This is a genomic window from Microvirga sesbaniae, assembly GCF_025460805.1.
GTDB lineage: Bacteria > Pseudomonadota > Alphaproteobacteria > Rhizobiales > Beijerinckiaceae > Microvirga > Microvirga sesbaniae.
In genome coordinates, this window is record NZ_JAMXFJ010000042.1 from 22,320 (window position 1) to 34,706 (window position 12,387).

At 60.2% G+C, this 12,387-nt stretch carries 9 protein-coding genes and 4 pseudogenes; 7 read left to right on the forward strand and 6 right to left on the reverse strand.

From position 1 onward, the window contains the following. Positions 1 to 657: 657 nt before the first annotated feature. The 4 genes from OCW50_RS28525 (at position 658) to pdhA (ending at position 3,762) form a co-directional block, all read left to right on the forward strand. On the forward strand, positions 658 to 876 hold the full coding sequence (locus OCW50_RS28525; protein WP_114948107.1) for a hypothetical protein: 219 nt from the start codon (positions 658 to 660) through the stop codon (positions 874 to 876). Between the two features lie 11 nt (positions 877 to 887). Continuing rightward, positions 888 to 1,868 carry a magnesium transporter CorA family protein gene (locus OCW50_RS28530; RefSeq protein ID WP_114948106.1) on the forward strand — a complete coding sequence of 327 codons (981 nt, stop codon included), beginning with the start codon at positions 888 to 890 and terminating at the stop codon, positions 1,866 to 1,868. A 275-nt stretch (positions 1,869 to 2,143) separates the two neighbouring features. Continuing rightward, the gene (locus OCW50_RS28535; RefSeq protein ID WP_114948105.1) at positions 2,144 to 2,761 is read left to right on the forward strand and encodes a TetR/AcrR family transcriptional regulator; all 618 of its coding nucleotides are present in this window, start codon (positions 2,144 to 2,146) and stop codon (positions 2,759 to 2,761) included. Positions 2,762 to 2,766: 5 nt separating this feature from the next. Beyond that, positions 2,767 to 3,762: a pyruvate dehydrogenase (acetyl-transferring) E1 component subunit alpha gene (gene pdhA / locus OCW50_RS28540; protein WP_114948104.1), complete on the forward strand. Its 996-nt coding sequence runs from the start codon at positions 2,767 to 2,769 to the stop codon at positions 3,760 to 3,762. A 913-nt stretch (positions 3,763 to 4,675) separates the two neighbouring features. On the opposite strand, the gene OCW50_RS28545 is transcribed toward pdhA, so the two are convergent. After that, positions 4,676 to 4,930, reverse strand: a complete 255-nt coding sequence (locus OCW50_RS28545; RefSeq protein ID WP_247654236.1) for a DUF6894 family protein — start codon at positions 4,928 to 4,930, stop codon at positions 4,676 to 4,678. A gap of 613 nt (positions 4,931 to 5,543) precedes the next feature. Continuing rightward, a pseudogene (locus OCW50_RS28550) lies at positions 5,544 to 5,918 on the reverse strand (transposase); the annotation flags it as partial. 244 nt (positions 5,919 to 6,162) lie between these two features. Here OCW50_RS28550 and OCW50_RS33550 point away from each other — a divergent pair. Together OCW50_RS33550 and OCW50_RS28560 are read left to right on the forward strand one after the other, a co-directional pair. Beyond that, a pseudogene (locus OCW50_RS33550) lies at positions 6,163 to 6,569 on the forward strand (Tn3 family transposase); the annotation flags it as partial. Between the two features lie 187 nt (positions 6,570 to 6,756). Continuing rightward, on the forward strand, positions 6,757 to 8,085 hold the full coding sequence (locus tag OCW50_RS28560; protein WP_262272105.1) for an NAD(P)/FAD-dependent oxidoreductase: 1,329 nt from the start codon (positions 6,757 to 6,759) through the stop codon (positions 8,083 to 8,085). A gap of 564 nt (positions 8,086 to 8,649) precedes the next feature. Here the strand turns inward: OCW50_RS28560 and OCW50_RS28565 are convergent. The 4 genes and pseudogenes from OCW50_RS28565 to OCW50_RS33555 all read right to left on the reverse strand — a co-directional run. Further along, positions 8,650 to 9,030, reverse strand: a pseudogene (locus OCW50_RS28565) (transposase); the annotation flags it as partial. Between the two features lie 248 nt (positions 9,031 to 9,278). Next, positions 9,279 to 10,487, reverse strand: a complete 1,209-nt coding sequence (locus OCW50_RS28570; protein WP_210804971.1) for a beta-ketoacyl-[acyl-carrier-protein] synthase family protein — start codon at positions 10,485 to 10,487, stop codon at positions 9,279 to 9,281. Next, the gene (locus OCW50_RS28575; protein ID WP_210804973.1) at positions 10,488 to 10,778 is read right to left on the reverse strand and encodes an acyl carrier protein; all 291 of its coding nucleotides are present in this window, start codon (positions 10,776 to 10,778) and stop codon (positions 10,488 to 10,490) included. It lies immediately after the preceding gene. Between the two features lie 733 nt (positions 10,779 to 11,511). Further along, positions 11,512 to 11,610, reverse strand: a pseudogene (locus OCW50_RS33555) (DDE-type integrase/transposase/recombinase); the annotation flags it as partial. Positions 11,611 to 12,120: 510 nt separating this feature from the next. On the opposite strand from OCW50_RS33555, the gene OCW50_RS28580 reads away from it, so the two are divergent. Continuing rightward, on the forward strand, positions 12,121 to 12,387 hold a 267-nt coding region (locus tag OCW50_RS28580; protein WP_262299912.1), incomplete at its 3' end, for a helix-turn-helix domain-containing protein.

The following is a 12,387-nucleotide window of genomic DNA, read 5'->3' on the forward strand; positions in this document are numbered from 1 at the left end:
ACTGCTACTGCATAACCCGGACCGGGTCACGGTCCGAAGCGAAATCTGTCCATCACTCAGCTCGGCGGTCGCCCCCGAAGGGACTACGTTCCAAATTACGCCTATCCGCGAGCCGCGCAATTGATCGCCACTTTCCCGCAAGCTACGCGGCGCGCTCGACGAGATTGGCGCGATCAACGCAGAACTCTGCGACGACGCGCAGAGATTGGATAGACCCTCGTAGCCCAACATAAGAGAGTAGAGGTCACTCTTGTTGAGGCAGTGCAGAGGGCGAAACACCCCGCATGGGTCGAGCTGATACGCAACGCGGCCGATGCATGTATATTACAACAGCCAAGGTTAACATCTCATCGTTGGCCGGCGTCATGCGCCCCAGCAACCCCGTCTTATGACCTTGGAAGACGCCATAGTCGTGGCGCGGCGAGTAAGCGACCGTCATCGCACTTTAGGCTTGACCGGGACCCGCAACAAGCGCATCTGCCTTTCCACCCGCAGTCTGCTTTGGCAGAATGCGGATCCACTGGAACTTTGAACCCCATGCCAAGCGACAGTCACAGTCGATTGACCACGCCGTCACGGGCCTGTGCAGGCACCTGATCTCTTGATCGGCTCACCTGCGACCGGCCCTTGACGGCTGGTTGGAACCGAGGTGAGCCCATGACCCTCCATATTCGGCGCCTCCGTGCGTCCCTCCGCGCGCCTGCCGCGCCCGTGCCTGTCTACCAGGACCGTTCCCTGGCTTACGTGCTCTGGCTGCTCCTGTTTCTCGTCTTCGCCCCAATGATTGGGGTGCATGTTGCCTTTCTGCTCTACCCCGATATGGCAGAGGCCCGGTCTGTCCAGGACAGGAGCAACTCCCCCGGAAAGCACGGCTGAGGAAGGCTGTCATGATCCGGGTCTACGACTGCTCCCAGAACAACTATGACGTGCTCGTGTCGGGTACCACGAGCCTGCCGGAGAGCGCCGTCTGGATCGACCTCGACCGCCCCTCTCCTGAGGAGGAACAGGCGGTCGAGGCCCTGCTTAACCTTGACCTGCCCACGGCCGACGAGATGAAGGACATCGAGCCCTCCTCCCGCTTGTACGTGGAGAACGGCGCAACCTACATGACGGCTGGCGTGCTATGGGGCGTGGAAGTTGGTACGCCGGAAGTCACCCCCGTCACCTTCGTGCTCACGAACGGGCGCCTGGTGACGATGCGCTATGCCGAGCCGCGCTCCTTCCGGACGGTCGCCAACTACATCAAGACCCAACCTGACCTGTGCACCAGCGGGGTCATGACCCTCATTACCCTCCTGGAAGCTAATGTCGACCGCATCGCTGAAGTGCTGGAATGGGTTGGCGGAAGTGTCGATCAGGTCTCCCGGGAGATCCTTGAGCGCAAGCGCCGGGCTAAGCACAAGGCCGCCTCCACCAAGGGGCTGGAGGAGGTGCTTGATGCGATCTCGGTAGACCACAATGTGACGGTAAAGGCGCGCGAAAGTCTCGTCAGCCTTGGCCGTATGATCAGCTTCCTGGCCTTGACCCAACAGGTCAGGACCAGCAAGGAGGCGCGCGAGCACGTCAAGAGCCTAGGCCGCGATGTCGCTTCGCTGACGGATCATGCCACCTTTATCGCCAGCAACATCAACTTCCTGCTCGATGCCTCGCTCGGCCTCATCAACCTGGAGCAAAACCAGATAATCAAGATCTTCTCCGTGGCGGCGGCCTGCCTGATGCCCCCGACCTTGATCGCATCGAACTACGGTATGAACTTTGAGCACATGCCGGAATTAGGGTGGCTGTTCGGCTATCCGGCATCCTTGGCGATGATGGTGGTCTCAGCCATCATCCCGTTCGTCTACTTCAAGCGTAAAGGTTGGCTTTAGGACAGACTGGGCCATGCCTCTTTAAGGGACCAGCCCGAGAGCTGCGGGGATACCCTGGCGCAGGCCTATGCTCGATCCCGGGGCCTTCCTGATGGTGTTCACCCGGATCATCGGCTTGACGCGCGGTGACTTCCGACCGCGCTTCCGAACAACATCGCGGAGTTGCGCTACATAGTGCATCGGAACCCTTGCACTTGGCAGGTGCTCCGACTATTACGATACACAGTGAAGCCTAATGTGGCAGCTAACGCTGCCGGACCCGCGAAGGTATTGTCGTGACCCTATCCCGCCCAGCCGGAAGGCCGCGCAGTGAAGAGGCGAGGCGAGCCGTTCTTCGAGCTGCCTATGCCATCCTCGTCGAACAGGGCCTCACCGCCTTCTCGATCGATGCTGTCGCATTGAATGCCGGCGTCGCCCGGACCACGATCTATCGATGGTGGTCCAGCAAGGGCCTGTTGGCCGTCGAGAGCTTCATGGAGGTTGTGGCACCCCGGTTCAGCTTTTCGGCAACGGCATCGGCCGCCGACGATCTTCGCGCGCTGCTGCACTCGGTGGCGTCCGTCATGAACGGCGAGGCCGGACGGATCATCGCATCCATCCTGGCCGAGGCGCAGGGCGATCCCAACACCCACCAGGCCCTCCTCGACCACTACTCAAATCCCTTGAGACGCGCGAGCATCAAGCTTCTTCAGGCCGGCATCGACAGTGGCGAATTCCGCGCGGATCTTGAACTTGAACCCGTTCTCGATGCCGCATTCGGTGCCCTTTATCTCCACCTGCTCCTGGGCTGGAGGCTTGACCGGGTCTGGGTCGACCAAGTTGCGGACACGCTGCTGAACGGCTGTCGGCAGAAGCCTCCCCTCCAACCATTCGCATCGACGAACAACAGGTGACATCCATGGATATCGAGGACCGAGCGTCGAAGAAGTCGGGCTTGCGGGATGAGCTGCTTCGCCACTATCGCGACATGCTGCTCATCCGCCGCTTCGAGGAGAAGACCGGCCAGCTTTATGGTACCGGCGCGATCGCCGGCTTCTGCCATCTATACATCGGACAGGAGGCCATCGCGGTCGGCATGGTCGCCGCCGCCGGCCCGAATGATACCTTCATCACCAGCTACCGGGACCACGGTTTCATGCTGGCGCTCGGCATGGACCCGAACCGTGTCATGGCGGAGCTGACCGGACGCCGTGACGGCTACTCTCATGGCAAAGGCGGATCGATGCACATGTTCGCCCGTGAGCGCAACTTCCTCGGCGGGCATGGCATTGTCGGCGCCCAGGTGCCGATCGGCGCCGGAGTCGCCTTTGCCCACAAGTACAAGGACGACGGCAACATCTCGCTCACGTTCATGGGCGATGGCGCCGCCAACCAGGGGCAGGTCTACGAGACCTTCAACATGGCCGCGCTGTGGAAGCTGCCCTGTGTGTTCGTCATCGAGAACAACCAGTACGGTATGGGTACTTCGGTGTCGCGCCACGCCGCCGGACCCGGCCACTACTTGCGAGGCGAGGGCTACGGCATCCCGGGCAAGCGCGTCGACGGCATGGATATTCAGGCCGTGAAGGCTGCGGGGCTCGACGCGGCCGAGCATGCCCGCTCTGGCAAGGGTCCGATCCTGCTTGAGATGATGACCTACCGCTACCGCGGTCATTCTATGTCAGACCCGGGCAAGTACCGCACGCGCGAGGAAGTCGACCAGATGCGGCATCGACGAGATCCGATCGATCATGTCGGCAAGTTCCTGGTGGACCGATACGGCCTGACGAAGGATGTGCTCAAGGCCGAAGAAGAGGACGTGCGCAAAATCGTCAATGCAGCGGCGGAGTTTTCGCTAGAGAACCCGGAGCCCGACGCGTCGGAGCTTTGGACGGACGTTTACAAGGTCAGCTGAAGAGGCCGGAGCAGAACCGGCGGTCACCAGTACACCGACAACTCATTCCCCACATCCGCTGTCAATTTTGCACCTCATGATAGGACTGGGCGATTTGGATGCCGATTTGTGCACTTCACGTGAGACTGGAAGCCTTCTCAGTCTCACATGAAGTGCACATAGGAGCAGGGCTCCTTAGTTGCCTGCGGCGTGCCATGTCCCGCATCTCCTCTCGGGAGTTGCCTCCGGCCAGGGGAGCCTGCCAGGCCCTCGATGTGAGTTTCGCCACGCGTCGTCAGGTCGCATGCACGCGGTTGGGCAGTCTCACATGAACTGCAAATGGTTTCAAATGCAACACCGCCTTTTATCCCATTCAGCCGTCCGACTCGATAGACCGGCATGCTACTGTCGCAGTCACTCCGAAGTGGAGGCGATAAATGCACTTAGCGCACGTAGAGCGTTTCGTCGTTTTCCAGGCGCAGAATGAGTGGTTGGTCACATGCAGAGATCGGACACAGATCACCTTTTCCACGCGGGAGGAAGCTGAGACCTCGGCCTTGAATGCCGCAGACGCCTTGCCACTCAAGAACATTCTGTTTCCATTCTGATTAGGCCAGATGCGCCCGACACTGATACCCAGCATACGAAGGTGCTGATGGGACATACTCCTCAATTCAAGCCAAGCTAACGGTCCTACCCGCACCTTTCCAGGCGTTATAGGCCAGGAGCCGCTGCAACGGAGGACAAGAAGAACAGTCGTCTACCTGGCACTGCGAATGGCAAGAGCTTGATCAAGACCGCACAGGCCGCTCAGGTCAGAGAGCATGTTTGTGGCATCCTCGCCTGACTCAAGTCTCATGCTCCACAATCTTCGGGCAAGACCAAGTAATCCCCGAAGAGATCGGAGGCGCGAGGCTCTCGAATGTGATCTTTATCAGTGGATAGTCTTGTCAAGAGGAAGCGAGCAAAGAAGCGTTCCGTTGGAGGATACGATGTTGAGCCGCCAACCAACCCAGTCATCAAACACGCTATTGAACTCCCGGCGCAATTCGCTGATGGCCTTCTCTGCTTCAGTTTTTGCCGTCTTCAGATCAGAGACCTCAACGCCTGTGTCATCCAGAATGGCCTCGTCGCCGTTCACGAGGTGAAAGAAACAGCGCATGTTCGCCCCCGGCATCTGGTGGTTCATTTCCCTTGGTCGCGTACAACCTTCAAAGGAAAGCTGTCGAGAGCCACCCAGCCAACATCAGGATGGGGGCACGGCACCAGATAGGCCCGACCATCCTCCAGCTTCTCAACTCGGCACCGGAGTGCCCTCTGATCACCTGGAGGGCGGTATACAACGATGGAGCCAATCTCGATCTGATCGCCCGAGCCTGCCCCTCCCTGATGATCCAAGATGTGAGTGTCAGAGGGTACGCTCTGATGTGCGTCCGGCTCCTTACTTGCCCTGAAGCGATCGAGGGCCGCGATCGCGACACGGGCGCGGTCTCGATAACGGTCGCTCACGACCCGCAAGAGGAGGTCACGGCTGCGTCCGGGATACCAGGAGGCTCCGCCGACTTTGGCGAGGTCATTCGCAACCGCTTCGATTTCTTCCTCAGTCATGTCTTGCCAACCTCTGCCTTCAGATATCGGGGTAACCCGAAGAATGTAGAAGAGTAACGCCTAGCTTCAGAAAAGAAGCAGAATGGCTTAGCCGAAGTCAGGACCTTTTGTGCGGGGACCCTCTCAGGACCAGTGCAAGATCTGTTCCAGATTATTTGCTCATATGGCCGTCATTCCGGCACGTCAGCAGCGGCTTACGCTCCCTGATTTCGCGTGACAGGTGCAATGGAGACGCTCTGGGCAATGTCCCACACGAAGCTGGCCAGTTCGCGCGCAATCGCGGTGGCTACCTTGAGCAACGGCTTGCCGGCGGCCATCAGGCGCCGGAGGCGTTGGCACAACCGAACCTGCGCCCGCCAGGCTACCGCTCGGATCTCGTCCGGCAACCCTCCCACCCGGGCGCGATAGCAGACCGCCTCGCGCGCCGGCAAGCGGTAGGACCAGCCCGCCTCGATCAGCATCGTGCGGGCATGCCCGTTGCCGCTCCTGGTAAGCCCACCCCGCCGCCGGCGGGTGCTGCTCGACCGTTCCGATGGCACCAGCCCAAGCCAGCTCATCAGCTGCTTCGGTCAGATTGTACGGGAAGGCGATGTGACGCGCGCGTGGTTGATTGCCGGCTTCGGCGCTCGCACGAGACGAGTCACCCTTGTGGCCCAAGCCGTTACGCTCGAGCAGACGCTGACGGACGCGGCGATCACGATGCTCAACAAGCTGATCGGCCACTTCTTCTACGCGCGTGCCCACATGCGGCGCAGGAAACGGTATGTTGAGGCCCACCAAGATACGACCAAGGTGCTGTGTCTCTTCCGGACAAACCTGCTTCATCTGGCGGCCTCGATTAAGACACGATCGGGGCATCATCGGCAACCCTCAAGCGGCTGGCAGCCTCTCGCAATCCCAGCCAGCTCGCCCGCGCCCTCCGCGAGCTCGGACGCCTCGAGCGCACGCTGTTCATGATCGAGTGGTATTCCGACTCTGCGCTGCGGCGGCGTTGTCAGGCTGGTCTCCACAAGGGCGACGCGACCCACAAGATGAAACGGGCCGCGGACCTTCCCCGCCGCCAAGCACGGACGATCCAGTCTAATGTTCTCAAACACGTGTCGCCTCTGAGTTGAGAGCACATCAATCTCACCGGCACCTACGCATGGGGCGAGCAGCCTGTGCTTGTAGACGGCTTTCGACCCTTGCGACTACCCAAGCCCTTGGCTCGCGCCGCATAGCCCAACGGCAGAGCCGATCGTCAGGTTCGCTGTTCGTTCTACCTTAGCGCACAAACAGGCATAGATCTTGCGCTGCCCTCAACGTGGGGAGAGCTACTGATGAGCGGTCTCTTTCCTCTCAATTCATGTTCGCAGCGGAAAACGCACGCTGATCGAACCCACTAACGAAACAGTGAGATAGACGGGCATGGGACCAAAGGTCGATTCAGGTACATACGATAACGCAATTCCGGCTCAGGCTGATGTCGTAGTCATCGGTGGGGGCATCGTCGGAACAAATACGGCCTTGTTCCTAGCCCGGAAAAACATCTCGGTCGTGTTGTGCGAAAAGGGGCACATCGCAGGTGAGCAGTCGAGCCGCAACTGGGGCTGGGTCCGCAAGCAGGGCAGGGATTCCCGAGAGATCCCTCTCATCATCGAAAGCATGCGCCTGTGGACGGGAATGAACGAACTTGTTGGAGCTGAAACTGGCTTCCGCACAACGGGGATCCTCTATGTCTGCGACACCGACGAAGATGCTGCCAAAAGAGAAGCTTGGTTGGAACTGGTACGTCCCTATCAGCTGGATACCCGCCTCATTGGCTCCGAGGAACTCAGCAGCCTGATGCCTGGCGCAAACAGGCGCTTCAAAGGAGCGCTTTATACAGCATCCGACGGGCGCGCTGAGCCGCAGAAAGCGGCGCCAGCCATCGCCCAAGCCGCGCGGCGTGATGGCGCGACAATCCTGACCCAATGCGCAGTGCGGGGCGTCGAGACCACGGCCGGCCGAGTCACCCGTGTCGTTACAGAGAAGGGGCCAATCACATGCAATGCTGTCGTCCTTGCAGGTGGGGCCTGGTCCCGATTGTTTTGCCATGATCTTGGAATTAGACTGCCACAATTGAAGGTCTGCTCATCTGTCCTGCGCACCGAAGCCCTGGAGGGCGGCCCAATAAGCGCTGCTAGGCTTCCGAAAGTTGCCTACCGCAAGCGCCTGGACGGCGGGTACACAATTGCGAGCGTAAATGCTAATATCGCCGATATCGTCCCAGATACGTTCGCTTTCTTTAGGGACTTCCTTCCAACATTGCGGATGGAGTGGAAATCGCTCCAGCTGAGGCTCGGCCGTCGCTTCTATGACGAGTGGTCAATGGCGGAGAAGAAGCCCATCGACCAAATCTCACGCTACGAGCAGGCGCGCGTGCTCGATCCCGAGCCAGAGGCTACCCTCAACGATCAAGCTCTCGCAGCGATGAAAGCCGTGTTCCCAGTGTTTGAAAAGGCGAGGGTTGCCCAGCAATGGGCAGGCATGATCGATGTGACGCCTGATGCCGTACCGGTGATTTCTCAAGTCGACGGGATTTCGGACTTCGTGATCGCCACTGGATTTTCCGGGCATGGGTTTGGGATCGGTCCTGGAGCCGGTCAGCTTGCCGCCGATCTCGTCACCGGAGATCCGCCGATTGTGGACCCCACGCCGTTTCGCTTTTCGCGGTTCACGGATGGATCTCGCCCGCGGCCCGAAGTGGCAGTGTGAACAAACATGCCTATGAAGCGATCCGGATCAACCAGCAAACATAGCGTTGTATCACCCAGGCAGCGGCGATGATCCGGTGTAGATCCGAAGATCGGAACTGGGGTTGCGAGCAAAACAGGAGGAAGCCAGATGAGTGACTGCATGAAACGGCCATATCATCATCTACAAGCAAGCGATGTTGCCGATATGGGGAGACGCTCGGGAATAAGCCGGCGCGACCTACTCCACCTTGGCCTCGTAGCTGGAGCGGCGACTCTGGTCAAGCCGAGCAGGGCACCGGCGGCATCGTCATGTCTGGATAGCGCCCGTTTGGCAATGTGTGGAATCAAGCCGAAGTGCGACGAGTGGTGGGTGATCGGTCCGTGGTCGGTCAGGAGTTGCCAGGGCGGGGCTGGTCAGGGATGCACAGCTCCCGCAGTCGCGCATCCGGCGAGCTCATCAGAAGCTCTTTGGGCATGCGATAGCCCAAGCAGTTGCGTGCGGCTTCATTGAGCCGATCACAGATCCCAAGCAAGACCTCCTCGGGCAAAGCAGCAATGTCCGTGTCCTGCGACAAAAGATGGCGTCGACACCCCGGTCCACAATCACACGCCTCCCGTTCGCGCTCATGACTTCCATGCGACCGTGGTCGGGTGTGAGAGGCTGCACAGGTGCAGCCGATGCAGGCTGCGCGACTGCACCACGAGACGCGGGAACGATCAGTTCCGGAACAAAGCCGTCGGTCGAACGGCTGACGAGCCTTCCTTCCCGCGCGGCCCTGCGCCACCCGTTCAACTGCCAGCGCGTGATCCCATGGCGCTGCACCGTTGCGGTGACCTGGCGCAGGCCGCTATAGCTTTCCGCCACAATCGCCAGCTTCGCCTCATCAGTGAACCGCCGCCGGCGACCGCTCTCGACGATCTCCATCCTGCTGACGCGCCCCGGGCGAGCATCCATCATGTCCATGGCTAAAGCACTGTCTATACTGACGTCTATATAGACAGACCATCTACAGTCTCACTCACTAGCGCAATGCGTCCTTCCTCAGATGCGTACTTCTACAGAAACTGCAGAAGCGTTCATCGGGAAGGACTAGGCATGAATCATCGACCGGAACACTCTCATGTGAGGCAATCGGGGGCCCTCCACCCCATCAGAGCCGGCGACACTATGCGGTCAATTAACTCCCAGACGGTGAACCGACTGTCTCCCGACTACGCTTGTTTGATGGCTAGAACTGCGTTCGTCCCGCCGAAGGCAAACGCGTTGCTCAGAGCCACGCGCACCTTGCGCTCGCGTGGCACATTAGGTGTGACATCGAGATCGCAATCAGTGTCCGGCTCACGATAATTGGCAGTCGGAGGCACGACGCCCTCACGGATCGCCATCACGCAGGCGATCAGTTCGAGCGCGCCCGACGCGCCGAGGCAATGCGCGTGCATGGATTTGGTGGAAGAGACGGACATCGTATAGGCATGGTCGCCGAAGACGCGCTTGATCGCTTCTGTTTCGGTTTGATCGTTGGCCTTGGTGCCGCTGCCATGCGCGTTGAGGTAGTCGACAGCGTCCGCATTCAGCCCGGCATCAGCAAGGCAGGCGCGCATCGCGCTTTCCGGTCCCTGGACAGTCGGCGCGACGATGTTGTAGGCGTCGGCGGAAAGGCCTATGCCGGCGATCTCGGCAAGGATCGGGGCACCGCGGGCTGCGGCATGCTCGTAACTTTCCAGCACGGCCATGCCCGCCCCCTCGCCCAGCACCACACCCCGCCGGTCGGCGGAGAAGGGCCGGCAGGTATCCGGCGCAAGCACCCGAAGCGCCTCCCACGCCATCAACACCCCCCAAATGAGCGGCGCGTCGCTGCCGCCGGCAACCATCACGTCGGCTCGGCCGAGCCTGATCTGATCGACCGCCGAAGCAAACGCGTGGTTGGCCGAGGAACATGCGGAGGTGACGCCGAAGACCGGCCCACGCAGACCAAGGCTCATGCTGACCTGGCCTGCGGCGGCGCTCGGCATCACCTTGGGTGCAGTGAAGGTGGCGGCACGGCTCTCGCCACCCAAAAGGAGGGCCCTGTAGTTTTGCTCGATCGCCTCCCAGCCACAAACGCAAACGCCCACAACGGTACCGAAGCGATGAGCATTTTCGGCATCGGGGGAAAGTCCGGCCTGACCCATGGCTTCGCGTGCGGCAAGCACGGCGAGCAGGCTGAAACGGTCCATGGAGACGAGTTGCTTGGGGTCGATGTCGTGCTCCGGCAGCGCCTTAATCTCGGCGCCAATCCTGACTTTAAGCCCATAAAGCTCAGAATTGGTGATCAGGCCGATGGCCGAGCGGCCTTCGCGCATCTCTCTCCAAATCGAGGCGGCGTCGGTGCCCAGCCCGCACAGCCCCCCTATTCCGGTAATGACGACACGTCTGTCCATTTAGGCCTCCTTAGCGAGCAAGCCGCGGACAGTCTCCACGATGTCGCCGATAGTTCTGAGATTCGACGAAGCTTCGGCGGCGGCCAACTCGATTTGGATGCCATAGGACCGCTCCAGGTCAATGATGAGGTCAGTCAAACCCAGCGAATCGAAGCCGAGTGAGGTCAGTTCTGTGGCGGCCGTTATCTCGCCGCTTCCCGATATAGCCGCGGCCGAAATCGCCCAGTGGGCCGACTCGACGTGATTCTCAATCTTGGCGATGATTTCCTTCGTAAGTTGATCTGCGCTCATGTTTCTTCCTATCATGCGTTCAACGCTGACGCGGCGCGATCCCTCAACCGAGCCGCGTCGCGAAAATTGCCCCTCATCCCGGTCGAGTGATTGACTAAGGCACTTGGTTATAAAGATTTGAACAGTTGCAACTCATATTCCGGCATAGTCTCCACCGCACGTCAGAGCGCTTGCAAAGTCCCCGTTGTCAGGTCCGTATTGGGCACCCGTCACGCGACGAGGGCGGTGGCGCGATCGGTGCGCGTCAGGTGCTGCTGTCTATGCAACGTTGCAGAAGGTTCGTAAAATTGAATCTTTCGATGGAACACATCCACGCGATGGATTGCTGCACACCATGCATCTCACGGGCTTTTTTGCATTAACCTGGAAATTGCAAGACGCACCCAGTTGATTGAGGCACTCACACTGCAAGGCCGAATAGCTGGTTCACAAGACGGATCTCGCCTGTCACGCCGGGCTGTCTGGACGTAATGGCTGCGGCGGATCATGCGCATGACCTCAAAGCCCTAAAGGGTCGCAGAATCTGCTCTCATTCTCTGGAAGCCGCGCGTCGCGCCGGATAAGATGCCTGAGCGCTCCGGGACCCGCCTCGATGATGTTGTTAAATATTCTGAGGTGCGGCGTTCAACATCCCTCTACAGCAGGCCTCCCCGCTGCAGGCGCCGGGTGGCCGTGGTATAGGACGCCGGTTTATCGTCTGTTCTGGATGACGGTGAATAGTCTCTAATCGTCCTCAAGCTTTGCGCAGAAAGCGCCAAGCCGCTCGGGTGTTCCGGCCCTCTGACAGGATGAAATCAATCTTTGGACTGTGTTTGTCGACCGCTCGGAACCGATACGTCCAGCGCCTCCAACCCGCACATAAGTTTCATCCACGCTCCACGAGCCGGACCGGTGCCCCTGATGCTGGCGGACCGACTTCTCGATCACAGGCGCATAGCACTGCACCCAGCGGAACATCGTGGGCGGGTCGACGTAGACACCACGCTCTTGCATCATCTCGGCGAGATCGCGGTAGCTGATCCCGTACTTGCAGTACCTGCGCACACACAGCAGGCTGATCTGAACCGGATAGTGGCGCCTCTTGAACAGAGACAATGGAGCGGCTGCTTAGTCAGCCGCCCCCATTAAACTGCCAAGGCTAATGCAAGGGAACCGCCCTTCTACAACTACAAAAAACTGAAGGGCGGTAACGCCGACGCCGCCGACTGCCGGGACGGCGCCCGCCGCTACGCCCTTGAATACATCACATGTGTCAAAAGCCTATGGATAATATTGATCCGGCTCGGGTGCTCTTGAAATCCGCGGTCAGTTGCCCCAAGTCGGCGGGATGAAGCATGTGGATATGCGCAAGCTGCCAGCAGCTGCGCAAGAGGAGCGCCGGCGGCAGGTGATCGGCCTGCGCGAGAGCGGGCTGACCTATGAGGCCATTGCCGCGCAGGTAGGTCTGACCCGCACCGGCGTCTTCGACATCTGCCGCCGCTGCGCCGAGCAGGGCCGGGCGGGGTTGGCCAGCGGGCCGCGCGGCCCGGCCCCTGGCACGGGACGGTTTCTCGAGGCCGAGCAGGAAGCGCAGGTCCGCGCGCTGATCCGCCGGCACACGCCTGACGAA